The sequence below is a fragment of the Campylobacter sp. IFREMER_LSEM_CL2101 genome (genome assembly GCF_025771825.1).
Classification (GTDB): Bacteria; Campylobacterota; Campylobacteria; order Campylobacterales; family Campylobacteraceae; genus Campylobacter_D; species Campylobacter_D lari_C.
The window spans coordinates 1-19,217 of the sequence record NZ_JAKMQZ010000008.1 but is presented as its reverse complement, the minus strand read 5'-3'; the positions used below and the strand labels follow the sequence as shown (position 1 = coordinate 19,217).

Here is a 19,217-nt window from a genome sequence, read left to right as displayed (position 1 = left end):
TTTTTATCCTTTAAATATTTTCAGGCTTATATGCATAAGTACTTGAGATTGCTCTAAGTCTTTGCGTTGCTTTTTTTATTTGCTCTGCTGCATAATCAATTTCATCTTCTGTGTTAAATCTTGATAAAGAAAGTCTTAGAGCAGTATGAGCTAAATCATTTTCAGCACCAATTGCCTCCATGATAGGATTACTCTCAAGTGCTTCGCTAGCACAGGCTGAACCAGTGCTTGCTGCTATACCATTTTTGTTTAAATCCCAAAGCATAGCTTCGCCTTCTACACCTTTAATACTTGCTAAGATGGTATTAGGAACCCTTCTTGATCTATCCCCAACTACACTTGTATCAGGCATAGCTAAAATTAAATCTTCTAATTTATCTCTTAATCTTCTAATGTGTGAGTTTTCAAAATCAAGCATAGTATTTGCAATTCTTAAAGCTTCTGCCATTGCTATAATATATGGTACATTTAAGGTTCCACTTCTTCTACCACCCATATGTTCACCACCATGCAAAAGTGGAGTTAATTCTATATCCTTTTTAATATAAAGTCCACCTACACCTTTTGGACCATGAAATTTATGTGCAGAAAATGAAGCAAAATCAACCCCAGCTTTTGCAAAATTAACCTTGATTTTCCCAACAGCTTGAGTTGCATCAGTATGAAATAATGCTCCATATTCATGAGCAATTTGAGCCATTTCTTCTATAGGAAAAATCATACCAGTTTCATTATTTGCCCACATAATGCTTACTAGCGCAGTTTTATCTGAAATAGCTTCTTTTAAATCTTTTACACTAGAAACACCCTCATGATCAACGCCAAGTTCTATGACTTTTACTCCTAAAGATTTTAAAAACATAGCACTAGCTGCTACTGCAGGATGTTCTACACTAGAAATAATTACTTCATTTCTATCGCTATTTAAAATTCTATCAAAATACACACCTTTTAATACCCAATTAATACTCTCTGTAGCACAGGAAGTGATAATGATATCATCTAAATCGCTTGCTCCAAGTCCTGCATAAAGTTTATCCATAGCTTCTTTTAAAGCAGGATGAGTTGCACTACCCCATTGATGAAGGCTGTTTGGATTGCCATAATGTTCTTTTAAAAAAGGTTTCATAAGCTCATAAGCTTCTGGTGCGAGCTGTGTTGTTGCATTATTATCTAAATATACTTTCAAATTATACTCCTTTAATTAGGATAATTTTTATCTTTTTTGTTAATATACACTAAAATATTAAATTTAATATTAAATCAAGTAAGTTTTTAACTTGTGCGAAAATTTTTGTTATTATTTTAGCACAAGTTTAAGCCATAGCATTTAAATAAGAGTGTAAAATTTTATTAATACTTGCTTGTCTTTTGCGATTTTCTAAAAATTGAGTATCTAAAAGTTCTTTTTGGGTGTTTATTTTTTCAAGGTCTATATTAGAATCATTTTGATTGAACTCTTTTTTTAAAGCTTCAAAATCTTTGCTAATTTGCTCACTATAAAGACTATAAATAGAACTTGAATTGGCAAATTCTTGCATATTGATACTATGTTGATAGTTAATGTATTGTTGAAAGAAAACTGAAAGCTTATCTTCTGAAGTATTGTTTTTATCTACCCCATTAATATGTAAGTATAAATCAAAACTCATTTTTTCTTTATTGCTTTCACTTAGATAATCTTGCATGCTCATTTGACCTCTCATGAGTTTTTGAAAATTTACATTAGAAGACATATCTAACTCAATAGGAGATAGAAAGAAATTAGCCTTTTGATGATTTTGTTCTTTTAAATCTTGATATATATAATTAAGCAATAATCCACTTTTAGAAACTGCGCCTTGACGGTTTAAATAAGGTTTTATAATAGGATTGCTAGCTGTGTTTTCAATGCTTGCATTGAATGCAAAATCTCCTATTTTATTATCAAGCATTAAGGTATTTAGATTTTTATTTGTTTCTTTTGCATTTTGTAAGCTTTTGGCATTTTCATAAACTTTTAAAATTTTTCCTTCATAAGTATAGCTATAGCCTTGATTTAACTCAGAAATTTGTGTTTTACTTAAAAAATCATTGTCATTGTTTTGAAACTGTGGATTTATAGTTTTTAATGTATTGTGATAAGTGTTTAAAAGTCTTGGTAAGTCTATTTTGTTATAGTTTAAATTCTCATCAAGCTTTATAAGTTGTTTTGAAATTTCTCTTATACTTTTTATATTAATATCATAATCAAGAGGTAAAGCAGCTGTTTTATTAAGATCTTTTTCAAAAAAACCTTGCTCATTGATTCTAAAACCAAATTCACTTGCATAAGTTACTTTATAATCTAAATTAGAACCTTTTATATCAAGTAAATCACTTTTAATATTGGTATTTTCTTTTTTTTCTTCTGCGTGTCCAGTTTTTGCAAAAGGATAATTTGCAAAATTCTGATACGGATTAACATTAGAATTTACAAACATAACTCTTCTCTTCAAAAATATTGCTTAGCTTTAAAAAAGCAAAAGCTATGCCAAAATTTTTGAATTGAAGAGAAAAATTAAGCGTAAATGTCAAGTAATCCTGAACTAGCAGTAGGAGTAGTAGTTGGAGCAGGGTTTGCATTTACGCCTTCAAGTACTTGCATTACTGCATTTTCATTAACTTCTATAGTTTTTTTCATCATAGTAGTTGCAATGTTAAGCATTAAACTTGCTTGATTGTTAGTAACTTCGCCCATAACATACTCCTTTTGTTTGGATTAGTAATATTATCGGCAAAGTTTGATTAATATTAAGCTATATTATAAATTTTTGATAAGTAGTGATTGTGAGTGTTTTCTTTTGCTTCAAGCATATCGATATAGTTTTTAAACTCATCCATATCTTTAAAAAGATTTTTCATAGTAGCACTAATTTCGCTAGAAAAATTTTGAAGATTGATTTGTGTTTTTAAATATCTTTCTATTTGATAAATTCTAGCTACTTCTCTTTCGTACTCATCTTGAGTCATTCTTTTTGCACTAAATTCTGCATTCAAGCTTTTTTTATCATTGATAATAAAAGATTTTTTTTGATTATTAATTTTAAATTCAACGATAAATTCTTCTTTTGAATTAATAATCTTTAAGTATTTTAGCTTAGCTTTATTTTCTAGTAAAACAAAGCTTACGCACTCTAAAAACATATGTGTAAAGATTTCTCTTTCAAAAATATTTTGACAAATATCAGTATATTTTAAACCTAAGTTTTGCTGATGATCTAAAAATGCTACATTTGACATGATCCATCCTTTTTTCATGACTTTTTATCATAAAAAAGCAAAAATCATTCCAATTATTGCGTATCAATCATTTTTAGCATATTAATTGTATCTTCAAATTCAAAACTTTCTTCAGGATTTTGACTTAAAAATTGTTGCATAAAGTCTTTTTTAGCGATAGCCTGATCAAGTTCTTTATCGGTACCTTTTTGATAAGCACCAATTCTAAGTAAAACTTCATTTTCTTTAAGCAAAGAATTTAAACGCTTAAATTTTCTAGCAGCTAGTTTGTGTTCATCACTAATAATATCCCCCATAACCCTTGAGGCTGAATTTTGTATATTTATAGGCGGGTAAATTCCAAAGTCAGTAAGTTCGCGACTAAGTACTATATGGCCATCAAGTATTGATCTGCTTTGATCAGCTATTGGATCACTCATATCATCTCCATCAACTAACACGGTAAAAAAAGCCGTTATAGTGCCTTTACCTTCTTCTTTTCCTGCGCGCTCCATAAGCTGAGGTAAAAGACTTAAAACGCTTGGCGGATAGCCTTTTGTCGTAGGTGGTTCACCTAGAGCAAGACCTATTTCTCTTTGAGCCATAGCAAAACGCGTTACACTATCCATGATAAATAACACATCTTTGCCTTGTTCTTTAAAATACTCAGCCACACTCATAGCGCAAAATGCTCCGTATTTTCTCATCAGCGCGCTATCATCACTTGTTGCAACGATGATGACAGTATCATCAAGTTTGCCACCAAGATTTTTTTGTATAAATTCAGGAATTTCTCTACCACGCTCCCCTATTAAAGCTATCACTTTAATAGGAGCTTTGGAATTTTTTACTATCATGCCCATAAGGGTTGATTTACCAACCCCACTTCCTGCAAAAATCCCAAGCTTTTGTCCTACCCCACAAGTTAAAAGCGCATCTATTGTTTTAACACCTACTGGAAAAACTTCCTCTATCAAACCTCGTTTCATTGCATCAATAGGTGCACGCATAATAGGCATAAATTTACTTGCCTCAATAGGCCCTTTACCATCTTTTGGTCGCATAAAAGGATCAACCACTCTTCCTAAAAGTTCATCACTAACACCTATTTGCATACCCGCATCGTTAATAAAAGCGCGATCGCCTATTTTAAAACCTTCCACAAAACCAAAAGGACTTAAATAACTTAAATTCTCATCTACTTCTACTACCATAGCCATAGCTTCTTTACTCTCATCTTCACTAGAAACTATTTTAATAATATCACCTATGCTAGTTTTTAAACCATTTATTTCTATACTAGTACTTGAAATTTTAGTAATTTGCCCAAAAACACTAGCAAGATTTTGTGAAGCAACTTTGCTACGAAGTTTTTCTAAACCCATTAAAACCTAACCTGTTTTGCTGAGTTAATTAAGGTAAAAAATTCTTTTCTTGTTTTTTCACTTTTTAAAAAGCTACCTCTTAATGCTGAAGTGCTAGTAGTAGAATTTGCCTTTTGCACCCCACGCATTTCAACACACATATGTCTTGCTTCAATAACCACCCCAACGCCTTTTGCACCTACATGTTCCATCAAAGCTTCTGCGATTTGCTCTGTGAGTTGTTCTTGAATTTGTAAGCGTCTTGCAAAAACTTCTACAAGGCGTGGAATTTTACTAAGACCTACGACTTTTTTATCTGGTATATACGCAACATGCACGCGCCCAAAAAAAGGCAAAAGATGATGTTCGCAAAGACTGTAAAATTCTATATCTCTTACTAAAACCATTTCATTGTTTGAGCTTTCAAATAAGGCATCATTTAGTATTTGTTTTGGATCTTGTTTATAACCGCTACTTAAAAATTCAAAAGCCTTAAAAACTCTTGTAGGAGTTTTTAAAAGCCCTTCTCTTTGTGGATTTTCCCCGATAATTTCTAACATATTTTTTACTGATTGTTCAAATTTTTCTTGCATTTTTTCTCCATCAAAAATTAAAATTTTAACATATTTTTATTTTTATATAAAGTGATAAGGAAAATTTTGGTATATTATCAAAAAATTTTATTTAAAAAGGGAAAATATTATGGAAGTTACAGCAAAACTAATTGATTTTGCAAATGCAAATGCTACTGTGAAAATTGCTCAAGGAGCTATTAAAGCAGAAGTTGAAAAATTAGCTAAAAAAGCGTCTAAAACTATGAAAATGGATGGTTTTAGAGCAGGAAAAGTTCCTGTTGCTGCTATACTTAAAAGATATGAAAAAGAGCTTGCAAGAGATGCGGAGCAAGATCTTTTAAGAAATGCTGTAGATGGTGCTTTAAAAGAGGTTAAAAAAGAGGCTAAAGATTTAGTAGGTGAGCCATATTTTGAAAAATTTGATAGAAAAGATGGTGCTATTGAGGCTCAAATGGTATTATCTTTTAGACCAGAAGTAAAATTAGATGGATATGAAGAACTAATTCCAACTTATAATACACCAAAAGTAACTCAAAAAGAAATTGATGCAAAAAAAGAAGAATTATTAAAAAGATTTGCTACTCCTGAAGCGATTAAAGAAGCAAGAGCTTTAAAAGAAGGCGATTTTGCTAAATTTGATTTTGAAGGTTTTGTTGATGGTAAAGCTTTTGATGGCGGAAAAGCTCAAAATTATGTTTTAGAAATTGGTTCAAAACAATTCATACCAGGATTTGAAGAAGGTATGGTTGGTTTAAAAGCAGGTGAGGAAAAAGATATTAATGTAACTTTTCCAAAAGAATATGGCGCAGCGCATTTAGCAGGAAAAGATGCGGTATTTAAAGTAAAAATTCATGAAATTCAAGAACTTAAATTACCTGAATTAAACGAAGAGCTTTTAAAAAGCTTGTTGCCTGAAGAAAAAGAACCAAGTGTTGAAAAATTAGACGCAAAATTAAAAGAGCAACTAAAAAATGAAAAAATCTTTAAACTTATCAATGATGAGCTTAAAAATCAATTTGCAGAAGCTTTGGTAGCTAAGTTTGACTTTGTTTTACCAAGAAATATAGTAGAACAAGAAACAGATATGCAATTTAGAAGCTCTTTGAGAACTTTAAGCGAAGAAGAATTAAAAGAATTTAAAGATGAGGCTAAATATAAAGAAAAAAGAGAAAGTTTCAAAGAAGATGCACAAAAAAGCGTAAAATTAACTTTCATTATAGATGAGTTAGCAAAACTTAGAAATGTTACAGTAAGCGATCAAGAATTAATCCAAGCGATTTACTTTGAAGCTTATAGATATGGCTTTAACCCACAAGAACATTTAGACAATTACAAAAAACAAGGTGCATTGCCTGCCATTAAAATGTCTTTAATTGAAGAAAAGCTTTTTGCTGATATTTTCAAAAAAAACGATAAAAAGAAAACTGAAAAAGAAAGTGAAAAATAATGAGCTCATACATACCTTATGTAGTTGAAAAAACAAGCAGGGGCGAAAGAAGCTATGATATATACTCAAGGCTTTTAAAAGATAGAATTATCATGCTAAGTGGCGAGATCAATGATGATCTTGCTGCTTCTATCGTAGCTCAGCTTTTGTTTTTAGAGGCTGAAGATCCTCAAAAAGATATTTATCTTTACATTAACTCACCAGGTGGGGTTGTAACCAGTGGATTTAGTATTTATGATACAATGAATTATATTAAAGCTGATGTAAGTACTATTTGTATTGGTCAAGCTGCTTCAATGGGTGCATTTTTGCTAAGTTGTGGTGCTCCAGGGAAAAGATTTGCTTTACCAAATTCAAGAATTATGATCCATCAACCACTAGGTGGGGCAAGAGGACAAGCAACTGATATAGAAATTCAAGCAAAAGAAATTCTAAGATTAAAAGCAATTTTAAATGATATTTTGGCTAAAAATACTAAGCAAAAACTTTCTAAAATAGAAAAAGACACCGATAGAGATTTTTTTATGAGTGCGCTAGAGGCTAAAGAATACGGCTTAATCGATAAGGTTTTGGAAAAAAGTTTTAAATAAGGAAAAACATAGCAATGTTAGATGATGATTTATTTGCCGATTTAAATTTAAGTAGCGATCCAACTCCAGCCAAAGAAGCTCCAAAAATTCAAAAAATTAGTGGAGGTGAATTTGAAAAATTTGCAAAGTCTATTTTGACTGAGCTTGTGAAAGATAATGTACCTCCAACGCCAACTAATTATGGAGTTTATTTTCAAAAAATGCTTGAAGAACGTCCGGTAGCTTTTAAGAAAAAAGTTAGTGAGATTATGGAATTTGAGCAAAATGATGATGGTATCAAACGTGCAAATATAGAGCAAGAAATCAAAAAAAGTTTTAGTTCTACTTCGGCATTATTACAATACATTGCTATGATTTATAGGCATCTTGAAACAGTTAAAGATATGCTAAGAAGACGTAATTCAGAACTTGCAATTAGCACAGGAAATTTAGCAGTATCTAATGTAATTCACGCTCTTGAAGCAGATCTTTCAAGATTTTCTAGTATTTTAGATAAATATTCAGATGAGATTAAAGAAAATTTTGATGAGGTTAGACAAACTTATAAACATATAGAAGAGCAAAGTGATTTTGATTCTAAATTTGGAGTTTATAATAAAAAATATTTTTTAGAAAATTTAGAAAAAAGCATTGAAAGCAATGCAAAATATAATTATCATACTTCCTTAATATTTTTTAGAGTAAAAGAAGAAATTCTTGAGCAAACTTATACTCAAAAAGAAAAAAATGCTTTTTTAAAAGGCGTGTGTAGAATTTTTAGTAAAAATGTCTCTTCAAGTGATATAGTTGCTCATTGTGGAAACAATATTTTTGCTATGATGATTTCTCATACAAATTTAGAAAAAGCACAAGAAATATGCAATAAAATTTTAGAATCTTTAGAAAATTCAAATTTTTTCCTAGCAGATAAAGAAATAGAAGTAGATGTTGAAGTGGCTATAAGTGCTGTTAATCAAGATAGCAAGGGTGAAGAATTAATAGAAAAATGCATTGAAGCTTTAAAAGATTCAGGAAAAAATTTAGAACCCTTTATAATAGTGGAAAAAGAAAAATGATAAGAAAAATAATTACCTATCCTAATCCAAGATTATTTTTAGAGTCAAAAAAAGTAGAAAATTTTGATAAAGATTTACATATACTTTTAGATGATATGTATGAAACAATGATAGCTAATAAGGGTGTAGGTTTGGCTGCTATTCAAGTTGATGTACCAATTAGAGCTTTGCTTGTAGATATTGGTGATGAAGAAGGTGAGCAAAAAGAAGATAAGCAAACTCTTTTAGAAATTATTAATCCCATTATAACACCTTTAGATGATGAAAAAATTTCTTGCAACGAGGGTTGTTTAAGTATACCAGGTTTTTATGAAGATGTAATGCGCTATAAAAATATACAACTTGATTATCAAGATAGATTTGGCAAGCCACAAAGTTTACAAGCGCATGATTTTTTAGCAGTGGCTATTCAACATGAAGTTGATCATCTTGATGGACATTTATTTATAGAAAAACTTTCTTTTTTAAAACGCCAAAAATTTGATAAAGACTTTAAGAAAAAATCCAAAAAGAACAAATGAAAAAACTAAAATGTGCAAGTTTTTCTACAGAGCTTGATATTATCGATGTAGAATCAACTTTCACAAGAGGTTTGCCAGGTTTTAGTATAGTAGGCCTTGCAAATTCTACTATCAAAGAAAGCACAGAAAGAGTTAAGGCAACTTTACTAAGTCAAAATTTCAATTTCCCAGCTCAAAAAATCACTATCAATCTTAGTCCATCAGATATCCCTAAAAATGGCTCTCATTTTGATTTGGCTATTGCGATTTTGATTTTATTTCAAAAAGAAAATTTAGATGACTTTTTTGTTTTTGGAGAACTTGGATTAGATGGAAGTATAAAAAGTACTGCTAGTTTATTTTCTATCTTACTTTTTTTAAGTGCAAAAGTACAAAATGCCAAAGTAGTGGTGCCAAAAGCTATAGCTCAAAAAGCTTCGATGATACCTAACTTAACAATCTATGCTTTGGAAAATTTAGCTCAAGCTATGGATTTTTTTAAAGAAAAAAATTATGAGAATTATCATATAAATAATGCTCATCCTTTATTTGAAAATGCCATAGAAATTAATAATCAAAAATATATAAAAAATTCTATTTATCCTTATGATTTTAAAGAAGTTAAGGGTCAAGAAAATGCTAAATTTGCTTGCATAATAGCAGCTTTGGGTATGCATAATATTTTATTTGAAGGTAGTCCAGGTAGTGGTAAAAGTATGTGCGCTAAAAGACTTCCTTTCATCATGCCACCACAAAGTTTGAAAGAAATTTTAGCCCAAAATGCCTATAAGTCATTAAATTCTTTAGATGATGATTTTAGTGCTAGTAGGGTTTTTAGAAGTCCTCATCATACAAGCACTAGAGCTAGTATTTTTGGCGGAGGAACTAAAAATGCTAAGATAGGAGAAATAGCACTTGCAAATGGAGGAGTTTTGTTTTTTGATGAGTTTCCTCATTTTTCAAAACAAATCATAGAAAGTTTAAGAGAGCCACTAGAGGATTTTAAAATTCTTATTTCAAGAGTTAATACCAAAGTAATTTATGAAACTAAATTTTTATTTGCTTGTGCGCAAAATCCTTGTCCTTGTGGAAATTTATTTTCTAAAAGTCTTACATGTCGTTGCCAAGAGATAGAAATTAAAAAATATAAAAATAAAATTTCATCTCCTATTTTAGATAGAATTGATCTTTATGTAGCTATGGATGAGATTTCACATGAAGATAAAACAAGTTTAAGCTCTGAACAAATGAGTGAAATGGTTTTTAAAGGATTTTTATTTCAAAAGCAAAGAAAACAAGAAGAATTTAATGCTAAATTAAATGATGAACAGCTGAAACAATTTTGTATTTTAGATTCTACTGCGAATGAAATTTTACAAAAGGCTATAAATTCATATAATCTTTCTCAAAGAGGGGTAAATAAAACCATAAAAGTAGCAAGAACCATTGCAGATTTAGAGCAAAGTGAGTTGATTTTAAAAACTCATATTTTAAAAGCGTTAAGTTTTAGAATGAGAACTACATAGGAGAAAAAATGGATAACAAAAGTGTGGCGATCTTTATTGATGCAGAAAATATTCCTTCAAAATATGCAAAATCTATTTTTGATATCGCTTCTGATTATGGAGAAATCGTTATAAAACGAATTTATGGAGATTGGACACAAAAAAATATACAAAATTGGAAAGAACAAATCGCACAATATTCTATCATCGCTATGCAACAATTTAATTTTATAGCTAATAAAAACTCAAGTGATATGTACTTAATCACTGAGATTATGAGTTTTTTTTATGAAAAAGATATTGATATTTTTGTCATTGTTTCAAGCGATAGTGATTATACTAGTTTAATTCAAAGACTTAAAGAGGGTAAAAAGCAAGTTATAGGTATGGGTTTAAAACAAGCTGTAAAATCTTATGTGAATTCTTTTAGTGAATTTTTTTATTTAGATCAAGATGAATCCAAAGAAAAAATATTAAGCACTAAAGAATATATCAAAGATTTAATCAATATCACAGAAGCCTTAATAGAAGAAAAAGGCCGTGCTGAATATGCTCAAATTCGCACTAATATGAATAGAAAACACGCAAATTTTATCCCTCAAAATTTTGGTTTTAAAAATTTTAGAGCTTTAGTAAAAGAGTTTTTACCACAAATGAAACAATTTAAAGAAGGTAATGAAAAAAATATTTATTTTCTTATTGAAAAAACAAAGGCTTGATAATGGAAAATATCTTGATAGCCTTTTTAGTTGTTGTAATTTTAGCTTTTATATGGTATGTGTTTAAAAGCCAAAAAGAAAAAGTAAAATTGGAGTTTTTAGACCAAAACAATATAGCATTGCAAAATCAACTTGCTAATTTAGAGCTTGAAAAAACTACACTCATGGAAAAAAATTCCAAACTTTTAGATGAAAAAATATTATATTTATCTAAAAATGAGGCTTTAGAAGCAAAATTAGCTCAAAAAGAACAAACCCAACAAGAACTTTTAAATATACATTTAAAAGAGCGTGCGAATTTAAAAGAAGAATATACTCAAACTTTAATAAAACTAGAAGAAAAATACAAGCAAGGTTTAGTGGAATTAAAACAAGAATTAGAACAAAATTTACAAAAACAAAATGCTAGCATTTTAAACCAAAACAAACTTATGCTTAATGAAGATACAAAAAAAATATTAGAAGAAATTTTCTTGCCTGTGAAAAAAAGTGTTAAAGAATACAATGAAAGATTGAATTCAAATGAAATTAGTCTTAAAACCCATATTGATAATATGTTTAAATTTAGTCAAAATATGACAGAAAATGCAGATAAGCTAGCTAAAATTTTAAAGGGTGATAAAAAAATTCGTGGTAATTTTGCAGAATTGCAACTAAAATCAGTTTTAGAAAATAGTGGTTTGGTAGAGGGCGTACAGTATAAATTGCAAGAGAGATTTCAAGAAGAGGGTAAAACCTATATTCCTGATGCGGTAGTATTTTTAGATAAGCAAAAAAGTATAATCATAGATGCAAAATTTTCTTTGCCAAGTGATTTTGCTTTTGAAGATATTAGTCAAAATACCTGTCTTGATCTAGCTTATAATCTAAAATCAAGAATTGATGAGTTAGCCAAAAAGCCTTATATGCAGTATGATAAACACACTTATGAGTTTATTTTGCTTTTTATACCTTATCAAAATATCTTAGATTTGATTTTAAATGTAGATCTTGAAATTTATCAATACGCTTATAAAAAAAAGGTTTATTTAACTACACCAAACACTCTTTTTATGGCGCTAAATACGATAAATATTTCATGGAAAAATATACAAAGTAATGAAAATATCTTAAAAGCTTTTGATGAGCTTGGCAAATTTCATGATAAATTTGCAGGTGTTTTAGATGATTTTGAAAAAATCAAAGAAAACATCAAAAGATTAAATACAAATGTAGATAATATGCAAACAAAACTTACTCATGGAAGTGGAAATATCGCTTCAAGAGTGATAAAGCTTAAAGAGCTAGGCGCTAAAACCCAAAAGCTTATAAAATGTGAGATGAGCGATGAAAGTAGTATTTAAAGATAATATTTCTTATGAAAAAGAGCTTGTTGAAAAAGGTTTGGATGAGTTTTTAATGATGGAAAATGCAGGTATAGAGCTTGCAAATTTGATTAAGAAAAAAAGTAAAAACATAAAAAATGCTAAAATTTTATTCTTGCTTGGTACTGGTGGAAATGGAGCTGATGGACTTGTGGCCATTAGACACTTAAAAAAAGCTTTTGCTTATGTTGTGCCATATAAAAAAAATACGATATTTATCAAGCAAGAGCAAATTTTAAAAAATATAGGTTTTAATTTCTTAAAAAAAGAACCTAAATTTAAAGATTTTGACATTATAGTTGATTGTGTTTTTGGAAGTGGTTTAAATAAAGCTTTAGATGAAAATTTACAAAGAATTTTTAAAAAAATTGCTAAAAGCAAAGCTTTAAAAATAGCTTGTGATATTCCTAGCGGGCTTGGACAAGAACTATGTTTTAAGGCTGATTATACTCTTTGCATGGGGGTAATTAAAGAAATTTTATTAGAAGATTTCGCAAAAGAATTTGTAGGTAAAATTAAAATTGCGAATTTGGGTTTAAAACCTTATATGCAAAATACTTCAAGCTTTTTACTAGAAAAAAAAGATTTAAAACTCATTACAAAAAAGGCTAACTCAAATAAAGGTGATTTTGGCCATGTTTATATTTTTGCCAATAAAAGCGCGGGTGCTTTAGCTGGACTTGGTGCTTTGGAGTTTGGGGCAGGGCTTGTGTCTTTGGTGGCTAAAGAAAGCTTTTCGCCTTTGATTATGCTAAAAGATGATATTGAAGGCAAAATAAATGCAGCTGCTATAGGTATGGGACTTGATGATTTAAGTATTTTAAAAGATGAAAGATTAAAAAACATTCCTTTAGTCTTAGATGCAAATTGCTTTCAAAGTGAAAATTTGCTTTCATATCTTAATAGAGAAGATGTTGTTTTAACCCCTCATCCTAAAGAGTTTTCTATACTTTTAAAACTTTGTTTTAATGAGGATGTAAGTGTAGAAGAAATTCAAAACAAACGCTTTTTTTATGCAAGAAAATTTAGTTCTAAATTCCAATGTGCTTTGGTGTTAAAAGGGGCTAATCCCATCATCGTTCAAAAAGAAAAACTTTTTGTAGTAAATTGTGGCAATGAAGCTTTGGCAAAAGGTGGAAGTGGGGATGTGCTAAGTGGCATGATAGCAGCCTTACTTGGAGCTAAATTTAATGCTTTAGAAGCTGCTAAAAATGCAGTATTAGCTCATGCTTTAGTAGCTAAAAATTATAAGAAAAATAAAATTAGTTTTGATGCTTTAAAATTAATAAAGGGGTTAAAATGCTTATAAAATTAGCAGTTTTATTTAGTGGCAATGGAAGCAATTTGGAAAATATTTTAGAAAAATTACATAAAAAAACTTTTGGTAAAAATACCTTTGAAGTGGTTTTGTGTGTATGCAATAAAAAAGAAGCTTATGGCATACAAAGAGCTTTAAAATATGGTCTTGATACTAAAATCATAGAACATGAAAAATTTACTTCAAGAGAAGAATTTGATGCAGAATTAGTAAAAATTATAAAAGAAAGTCAAGCAGATTTGACCATCTTAGCAGGATTTATGCGAATTTTAAGTCCTATTTTCACTCAAAATATAAAAGCTATTAATCTTCATCCTTCTTTGCTTCCTTTATTCAAAGGTGCTCATGCTATCAAAGAAAGCTATGAAAGTGATATGAAAGTAGCAGGCATTAGCGTGCATTGGGTTAATGAAGAGCTTGATGGTGGTAAAATCATTGCACAAAAGGCGTTTGAAAAAGCTAATTTAAACTTTGAAGAATTTGAAGATAAAATCCACCAGCTCGAACATACACTTTTGCCTGAAACCATTGTAAAAATTTTTGAAAATGATTAATTTTTCATCATTATAATTACGCTTTTTGTTTAAGGAAAGTAAATGTTTGAATGGATTTTTAGTGTAGATGCTTGGGTGGTATTGCTTACTCTTACAGCTTTGGAGATTGTACTAGGTATTGATAATATCATTTTTCTAGCGATTTTAGTTTCTAAATTACCACCAGAACATAGAGATAAGGGTAGAATTCTAGGTCTTGCTTTTGCGATGATTACTAGAATTTTATTATTGTTGTCTTTATTTTGGGTGATGAAGCTTGTTGCGCCTTTACTTAGTATATTAGGCAATGAAATTTCAGGTAGGGATTTGGTGCTTTTACTTGGAGGGTTGTTTTTAATAGTTAAGTCTATTAAGGAAATTAAAGAAAGTATAATGCACCAAGAGGAAAGTCAAAGTAATATAAAAATTAGCAATAAGCTTTGGGTTGTAGTAGCTGAAATAGCTGTGATAGACATAGTATTTTCTCTTGATAGTGTTATTACTGCTGTGGGCATTGCTCAAGATATAGAGATTATGATTATTGCTGTGATTATTGCAGTTTTAGTTATGCTTTTTGCCTCTAAACCAATTGCAGATTTTGTAGAAAAATATCCAAGCATTAAAATCTTAGCCTTGGCATTTTTAGTAATGATAGGATTTGTTTTAGTATGTGAAAGTTTTGATATCCATATAGATAAAGCATATATTTATACAGCTATGGCTTTTTCTTTGATAGTAGAAATTTTAAATATCATTTCACAAAAAAAACAAACAGACAATTCTTAAAATATTTAGCATTTTTTATGCTAAATATTTTTTTATCTTGACTTTTAATATTTTTTTATGTAAAATAACGCTTTATTTTTGTACATCGGGGTGTAGCGCAGTCTGGTTAGCGCACTTGGTTTGGGACCAAGGGGCCGAAGGTTCGAATCCTTTCACCCCGACCATTTTTATAAATGGTGAGTGTAGCTCAGTCGGTTAGAGCATCAGATTGTGGTCCTGAGGGTCGTGGGTTCGATTCCCATCACTCACCCCATCAGCGCTCGTAGCTCAACTGGATAGAGCGACAGACTTCGGATCTGTAGGTTATGGGTTCGATTCCTATCGGGCGCACCATAAGCCCATTGTTACTTTTATTTTTATGCGCTCATAGCTCAGCTGGATAGAGCAACGGCCTTCTAAGCCGTAGGTCAGAGGTTCGAATCCTCTTGAGCGTACCACTTTTGCGGATGTGGTGAAATTGGCAGACACGCCAGACTTAGGATCTGGTGCAGCAATGCGTGAAGGTTCAAGTCCTTTCATCCGCACCACTTGTATAAATCTTGAAAATTGAAAATAGATCTACAAAGTTATTTAAATAATTTTTGTGTATTGTAATAATGAAATATTTAGCATTAGTTTTTAAGTTATAATTTGATAAAATTAAAACCTTTTTTTAAATCAAAATATGGATCAGTGTTTTATGGATGAATTGGTAAGTATTCTAAGTCATGCTCTTGGAGTTTCAAGGGATGAGATTTTCAGTATAGAGAAAATTGGAGGTATGACAAATCAAAACTACCTTGTGAAAATCCAAAAAAAATCCACTAATTTAGAGAGCTATTGTTTAAGATTAACAAATCAAAAAACAAACCAACTGATTCATAGAAAAAATGAAAAAATTAATGATTTTCTAGCAAGTCAAGCAAAATTTAGTGTAGAATGTGTTTATTTTGATGAAAAAACTGGGATTAAAATCACTAAATTTCTAGATAATTCTTATGCACTTAATCACGAGAAAATCCAAAATAAAACCATATTAAAAGAAATAGCACTTAAACTTGAAGAATTTCACAAAAGTGATTTAGAATTTAAAAACACCTTTAATGTATTTAATTTGTATGAGCAATATTTTTCTTTGTTAAACAACAAAAGTATTTTTTACAAGTATCACGGTCAAATGGATTGTATTCTAAAAGTTTTTAATAAAATTGCATTGTATTTTCAAAAGCAAAACATTACTGTTTTACCGTGCCATAATGATCTCGTTCCTGAAAATATTTTAATAAAAGATAGAGTTTATTTTATTGATTGGGAGTATTCTGGAAAAAATGATATTTTATGGGAATTAGCAAATTTTATGATAGAATGTAGATTGGATGAAGAGTTAAAGAGATATTTTTTAGAATGTTATTTTAATCGCGAGGTCACAAAAAAAGAAAAAATGCATTTAGATTTTTATGCTTTTTCGTGTGATGTTTTATGGACGCTTTGGACTGCCTTAAAAGAAGAAAATAACGAATTTTATGGTGACTATGGTTTTATTAGGATTAATAGAGCATATCAGCGATTAGAAAGTTTAAATTTATAATGAATAAAATAGGATATATTTCTGGTATTTTATCTGGATTGTTTTGGGCTTTAGCTGGAATATTTTATGTAAAAGTTACAGATAAGGTTGTTGATTCTTCTTATTTTGTTTTTATATTGCTTTTTTGTATCGAGTTTATACCTTGGCTATTTTTAACATTGCTTATTTTATTTTTTAAAAAAGAAGTTATTTTTAAAAGAAAACTTATATTTCCATTTTTCGCTGGATTGCTCGCAGGTCCTGTTGCAATGTATTGTTATCTTAATGCAATTTCACTTATAGGCTTAAGTTTCAGTGCTTCAATTACTAGTTTATATCCAGTTTTTGCAACTTTTTTAGCATTTATATTTTTAAAACAAAAAATAAACATACAAGGTTTTTTTGGTTTATTATTGGCTTTAACATCTTTATTTTTGTTATTTTTTAATGGTTTAAGTTTTAATTTTTTTGGGATAATTTTGGCTTTAATATGTGCATTATCTTGGGGAACTGAATTGGTTTTAAGTTCTATTGTTTTAAAGGAGTTGTCTACGACGAGTGTTTATTATTCAAGGCAAACTGGAGCAAGTTTTGGATATGCGATATTAATTTTTGTTCAAGAACCAAATTTTGCTTTCGATGATATCTTATCATTTAATTTTATTGTATTGCTGTTATGTGCTGTATCTTTTTGGGGGTTATCTTATTTTTTATATTATTTTACGATTTCAAAAATTGGATTAATAAAAGCTATGATGTTGAATATCTCTTATGTAATATGGCTTGTTATAATACAAAGTGAGTTTGACTTTAAACAAATAGCTTTAATTTTTTTAGTGTTTATTGGAGCAAATTTGGTTTTATTTTCTAAAAAGGATAAAGATTGAATGCGATTATTTTAGCGGCTGGGTCAGGAAGCAGATTTCAAGAGCTTTCAAAGATAACTCATAAAGCTATGCTTAAAATACAAGGAGTCGCCAACATAGAGCGTACTATTGTTTATCTTAAAGAAGCAATGGTTGATGATATTTATATAGTAATAGGACATCTAAAAGAGCAATTTTTATATCTAGAAGAAAAATATAATGTCAAATTAATTTTTAATGAAAATTATGGAAAATATAATAGCATTTATTCTTTTTATAAAGCTAGTAGTTTTTTCAGTGATAGTTTTGTGATTGATTGTGATGTGGTTTTAAATGAAAATATTTTTTTGCAAAAACAAACTTTGAGTACCTATTATTGTATCCTAAGAAATTCTAAAGGTGAGTGGTATGTAAAAACAAAAGATGGGCTGATAGAAGAAATCGATACTACTTTATCGAGTGGACTTGCTTTATTGGGAGTTTCTTATTTTTGTACAGAAGATTGTAAAAAAATAATAAAAAATTTAAAAAAATATCTTACATCTAGTTATTTGTTAGACGAGAAAATGTATTGGGATAATATTGTCTTGGATTTGCTCTCAGAGCTTAAAATACAAGCAATTGAAGTTGAAAAATGTTATGAAATGGATAATTTAAAAGAATACGAGGAGATTTTAAATAAATGCAAGAGGTAACTTTAGAAGAGCAAAAGAAAGCTTTGGTAAAATTACTTGACTATTTTGATGAATTTTGCAAAAAACATAACATTATTTATTCTTTAGGTGGCGGAACACTAATAGGAGCGGTAAGACATAAAGGTTTTATTCCATGGGATGATGATATTGATATTTATATGTATTATGATCAATATGATAAATTTGTAAAATATTGGAAAGATACGGATAATATTACTTTTTCTAATTTATATGATAAAAATTTTGGGCTTTTTCATCATTTTGCAAAAATTTATGATCATAAATTTTTAATAGAAAATTATAAACAAGAAAATAGCCCTCTTTTTTTAGATATTTTTATTTATGACTTTGTTCCGGATGATTTTAAACTGATATATAAAGCATCAAAGAAATTAAAATTTTTAAAAAAACTTACTAGATCTTTTGTAAAGAGATCTAATGAATTTGCTTTTATGAAAAACTTCTTCTTATATTTCGCTGATATATTTGATAAGCAAACTATGATTTTTTTAAAAAAATGGCGTTTAAAATATACTAGTAAAAATTGTAAAAATGTGGCTTTGTGTATAGGTGAATGGACAGAATTAAATAAATCTATCATGCCAAAAGAATACTTTAGTGGCATAGTTAATCTTCCTTTTGAAGATAAAATATATCCTTGTATGAATGGTTATGATAAACATTTAAAAAAATATTATGGTGATTATATGAAGTTACCACCTGCAAAATATAGAATTCCATCTCATACTTTTAAATGTTATAAACTAAAATGAGAATTAAAACTATAGTGTCAATATAGATGGTTTTTTGGTAAAGAAGTGAAAACAACTAGTATTGTTATTTTATGAAAATACGAAAAATTTGATTTGTTGCACTCATCTATATGATTTAATATTTTTATTTTTTTGCTTTGTTGCTTCAGTAAATAAAAAAATTATATTATATCGATTATCTTGTCTTTTTTAATTTCACACTATTATTTCTTTGTTTTTATCCATTTTCAATTTTATTATTCCATTTATAGTTTATGTAAATATCATAACATCTCTATACAATATTGTCTCATAATAAAATGTTAAATTTAAATAATACATCTAATTATCCAAAAACTACT

Annotated in this window: 20 protein-coding genes and 5 tRNA genes; 19 read left to right on the top strand and 6 right to left on the bottom strand. The window is 29.2% G+C overall.

The features are described from left to right. Positions 1 to 10: 10 nt before the first annotated feature. From L8V88_RS05925 to folE, 6 genes are all read right to left on the bottom strand, one after another. Complete coding sequence (locus L8V88_RS05925) at positions 11 to 1,189, bottom strand: NifS family cysteine desulfurase (protein WP_115646283.1); 1,179 nt, start codon at positions 1,187 to 1,189, stop codon at positions 11 to 13. A gap of 127 nt (positions 1,190 to 1,316) precedes the next feature. After that, on the bottom strand, positions 1,317 to 2,462 hold the full coding sequence (locus L8V88_RS05920; RefSeq protein WP_263727262.1) for a hypothetical protein: 1,146 nt from the start codon (positions 2,460 to 2,462) through the stop codon (positions 1,317 to 1,319). Between the two features lie 77 nt (positions 2,463 to 2,539). Then, a complete protein-coding gene (locus tag L8V88_RS05915; RefSeq protein WP_220566468.1) occupies positions 2,540 to 2,719 on the bottom strand; it encodes a putative motility protein in 180 nt (59 codons plus the stop codon). Between the two features lie 53 nt (positions 2,720 to 2,772). Continuing rightward, entirely contained in the window at positions 2,773 to 3,261 is a 489-nt protein-coding gene (locus L8V88_RS05910; protein ID WP_263727229.1) for a hypothetical protein, read from the bottom strand. Positions 3,262 to 3,314: 53 nt separating this feature from the next. Then, entirely contained in the window at positions 3,315 to 4,625 is a 1,311-nt protein-coding gene (gene fliI, locus L8V88_RS05905; RefSeq protein ID WP_263727228.1) for a flagellar protein export ATPase FliI, read from the bottom strand. Further along, a complete protein-coding gene (folE, locus tag L8V88_RS05900; RefSeq protein ID WP_039619389.1) occupies positions 4,625 to 5,197 on the bottom strand; it encodes a GTP cyclohydrolase I FolE in 573 nt (190 codons plus the stop codon). The genes fliI and folE overlap by 1 nt, the downstream gene beginning before the upstream one ends. A 109-nt stretch (positions 5,198 to 5,306) precedes the next feature. On the opposite strand from folE, the gene tig reads away from it, so the two are divergent. From tig to L8V88_RS05805, 19 genes are all read left to right on the top strand, one after another. Beyond that, positions 5,307 to 6,626, top strand: a complete 1,320-nt coding sequence (gene tig, locus L8V88_RS05895; RefSeq protein WP_263727227.1) for a trigger factor — start codon at positions 5,307 to 5,309, stop codon at positions 6,624 to 6,626. Further along, a complete protein-coding gene (gene clpP / locus L8V88_RS05890; protein ID WP_039619386.1) occupies positions 6,626 to 7,216 on the top strand; it encodes an ATP-dependent Clp endopeptidase proteolytic subunit ClpP in 591 nt (196 codons plus the stop codon). Before tig ends, clpP begins: the two co-directional genes overlap by 1 nt. A 14-nt stretch (positions 7,217 to 7,230) precedes the next feature. Then, the gene (locus tag L8V88_RS05885) at positions 7,231 to 8,271 is read left to right on the top strand and encodes a GGDEF domain-containing protein (RefSeq protein WP_126341147.1); all 1,041 of its coding nucleotides are present in this window, start codon (positions 7,231 to 7,233) and stop codon (positions 8,269 to 8,271) included. Next, positions 8,268 to 8,792 carry a peptide deformylase gene (gene def, locus L8V88_RS05880; protein WP_039642414.1) on the top strand — a complete coding sequence of 175 codons (525 nt, stop codon included), beginning with the start codon at positions 8,268 to 8,270 and terminating at the stop codon, positions 8,790 to 8,792. Before L8V88_RS05885 ends, def begins: the two co-directional genes overlap by 4 nt. After that, positions 8,789 to 10,297 (top strand): YifB family Mg chelatase-like AAA ATPase, encoded by a 1,509-nt coding sequence (locus L8V88_RS05875; RefSeq protein WP_263727226.1) that lies wholly within the window; start codon positions 8,789 to 8,791, stop codon positions 10,295 to 10,297. Before def ends, L8V88_RS05875 begins: the two co-directional genes overlap by 4 nt. Before the next feature lie 8 nt (positions 10,298 to 10,305). Beyond that, positions 10,306 to 10,995: an NYN domain-containing protein gene (locus L8V88_RS05870; protein ID WP_039619378.1), complete on the top strand. Its 690-nt coding sequence runs from the start codon at positions 10,306 to 10,308 to the stop codon at positions 10,993 to 10,995. 2 nt (positions 10,996 to 10,997) lie between these two features. Further along, a complete protein-coding gene (gene rmuC / locus L8V88_RS05865) occupies positions 10,998 to 12,338 on the top strand; it encodes a DNA recombination protein RmuC (protein WP_263727225.1) in 1,341 nt (446 codons plus the stop codon). Next, complete coding sequence (locus L8V88_RS05860; RefSeq protein WP_263727224.1) at positions 12,322 to 13,668, top strand: NAD(P)H-hydrate dehydratase; 1,347 nt, start codon at positions 12,322 to 12,324, stop codon at positions 13,666 to 13,668. The genes rmuC and L8V88_RS05860 overlap by 17 nt, the downstream gene beginning before the upstream one ends. Next, positions 13,659 to 14,231: a phosphoribosylglycinamide formyltransferase gene (purN, locus tag L8V88_RS05855; RefSeq protein WP_263727223.1), complete on the top strand. Its 573-nt coding sequence runs from the start codon at positions 13,659 to 13,661 to the stop codon at positions 14,229 to 14,231. The genes L8V88_RS05860 and purN overlap by 10 nt, the downstream gene beginning before the upstream one ends. A gap of 42 nt (positions 14,232 to 14,273) precedes the next feature. Continuing rightward, a complete protein-coding gene (locus L8V88_RS05850) occupies positions 14,274 to 14,996 on the top strand; it encodes a TerC family protein (RefSeq protein ID WP_263727222.1) in 723 nt (240 codons plus the stop codon). 86 nt (positions 14,997 to 15,082) lie between these two features. Next, a tRNA-Pro gene (locus L8V88_RS05845) sits at positions 15,083 to 15,160 on the top strand. Between the two features lie 12 nt (positions 15,161 to 15,172). Further along, a tRNA-His gene (locus L8V88_RS05840) sits at positions 15,173 to 15,249 on the top strand. 3 nt (positions 15,250 to 15,252) lie between these two features. Continuing rightward, positions 15,253 to 15,329: transfer RNA gene (locus L8V88_RS05835), tRNA-Arg, on the top strand. Positions 15,330 to 15,356: 27 nt separating this feature from the next. Beyond that, positions 15,357 to 15,433 (top strand) — tRNA-Arg (locus L8V88_RS05830). Between the two features lie 5 nt (positions 15,434 to 15,438). Continuing rightward, positions 15,439 to 15,523: transfer RNA gene (locus tag L8V88_RS05825), tRNA-Leu, on the top strand. Positions 15,524 to 15,675: 152 nt separating this feature from the next. Next, the gene (locus L8V88_RS05820) at positions 15,676 to 16,563 is read left to right on the top strand and encodes a choline kinase family protein (protein ID WP_047208673.1); all 888 of its coding nucleotides are present in this window, start codon (positions 15,676 to 15,678) and stop codon (positions 16,561 to 16,563) included. Next, positions 16,563 to 17,429: a DMT family transporter gene (locus tag L8V88_RS05815; RefSeq protein WP_263727221.1), complete on the top strand. Its 867-nt coding sequence runs from the start codon at positions 16,563 to 16,565 to the stop codon at positions 17,427 to 17,429. The genes L8V88_RS05820 and L8V88_RS05815 overlap by 1 nt, the downstream gene beginning before the upstream one ends. Further along, on the top strand, positions 17,426 to 18,103 hold the full coding sequence (locus tag L8V88_RS05810) for an NTP transferase domain-containing protein (protein ID WP_263727220.1): 678 nt from the start codon (positions 17,426 to 17,428) through the stop codon (positions 18,101 to 18,103). The genes L8V88_RS05815 and L8V88_RS05810 overlap by 4 nt, the downstream gene beginning before the upstream one ends. Beyond that, complete coding sequence (locus tag L8V88_RS05805; protein WP_257396130.1) at positions 18,091 to 18,876, top strand: LicD family protein; 786 nt, start codon at positions 18,091 to 18,093, stop codon at positions 18,874 to 18,876. The genes L8V88_RS05810 and L8V88_RS05805 overlap by 13 nt, the downstream gene beginning before the upstream one ends. The last annotated feature ends 341 nt before the right edge of the window (positions 18,877 to 19,217 follow it).

Bases quoted from the DNA above. Each gene is read 5' to 3' on its own strand.
- tig (WP_263727227.1), top strand. From the start codon at position 5,307: ATGGAAGTTACAGCAAAACTAATTGATTTTGCAAATGCAAATGCTACT.
- L8V88_RS05915 (WP_220566468.1), bottom strand. From the start codon at position 2,719: ATGGGCGAAGTTACTAACAATCAAGCAAGTTTAATGCTTAACATTGCA.
- rmuC (WP_263727225.1), top strand. From the start codon at position 10,998: ATGGAAAATATCTTGATAGCCTTTTTAGTTGTTGTAATTTTAGCTTTT.
- L8V88_RS05820 (WP_047208673.1), top strand. From the start codon at position 15,676: ATGGATGAATTGGTAAGTATTCTAAGTCATGCTCTTGGAGTTTCAAGG.
- L8V88_RS05850 (WP_263727222.1), top strand. From the start codon at position 14,274: ATGTTTGAATGGATTTTTAGTGTAGATGCTTGGGTGGTATTGCTTACT.
- L8V88_RS05805 (WP_257396130.1), top strand. From the start codon at position 18,091: ATGCAAGAGGTAACTTTAGAAGAGCAAAAGAAAGCTTTGGTAAAATTA.
- L8V88_RS05920 (WP_263727262.1), bottom strand. From the start codon at position 2,462: ATGTTTGTAAATTCTAATGTTAATCCGTATCAGAATTTTGCAAATTAT.
- L8V88_RS05860 (WP_263727224.1), top strand. From the start codon at position 12,322: ATGAAAGTAGTATTTAAAGATAATATTTCTTATGAAAAAGAGCTTGTT.
- folE (WP_039619389.1), bottom strand. From the start codon at position 5,197: ATGCAAGAAAAATTTGAACAATCAGTAAAAAATATGTTAGAAATTATC.
- L8V88_RS05875 (WP_263727226.1), top strand. From the start codon at position 8,789: ATGAAAAAACTAAAATGTGCAAGTTTTTCTACAGAGCTTGATATTATC.
- fliI (WP_263727228.1), bottom strand. From the start codon at position 4,625: ATGGGTTTAGAAAAACTTCGTAGCAAAGTTGCTTCACAAAATCTTGCT.
- L8V88_RS05910 (WP_263727229.1), bottom strand. From the start codon at position 3,261: ATGTCAAATGTAGCATTTTTAGATCATCAGCAAAACTTAGGTTTAAAA.
- def (WP_039642414.1), top strand. From the start codon at position 8,268: ATGATAAGAAAAATAATTACCTATCCTAATCCAAGATTATTTTTAGAG.
- L8V88_RS05870 (WP_039619378.1), top strand. From the start codon at position 10,306: ATGGATAACAAAAGTGTGGCGATCTTTATTGATGCAGAAAATATTCCT.
- clpP (WP_039619386.1), top strand. From the start codon at position 6,626: ATGAGCTCATACATACCTTATGTAGTTGAAAAAACAAGCAGGGGCGAA.
- purN (WP_263727223.1), top strand. From the start codon at position 13,659: ATGCTTATAAAATTAGCAGTTTTATTTAGTGGCAATGGAAGCAATTTG.
- L8V88_RS05885 (WP_126341147.1), top strand. From the start codon at position 7,231: ATGTTAGATGATGATTTATTTGCCGATTTAAATTTAAGTAGCGATCCA.
- L8V88_RS05815 (WP_263727221.1), top strand. From the start codon at position 16,563: ATGAATAAAATAGGATATATTTCTGGTATTTTATCTGGATTGTTTTGG.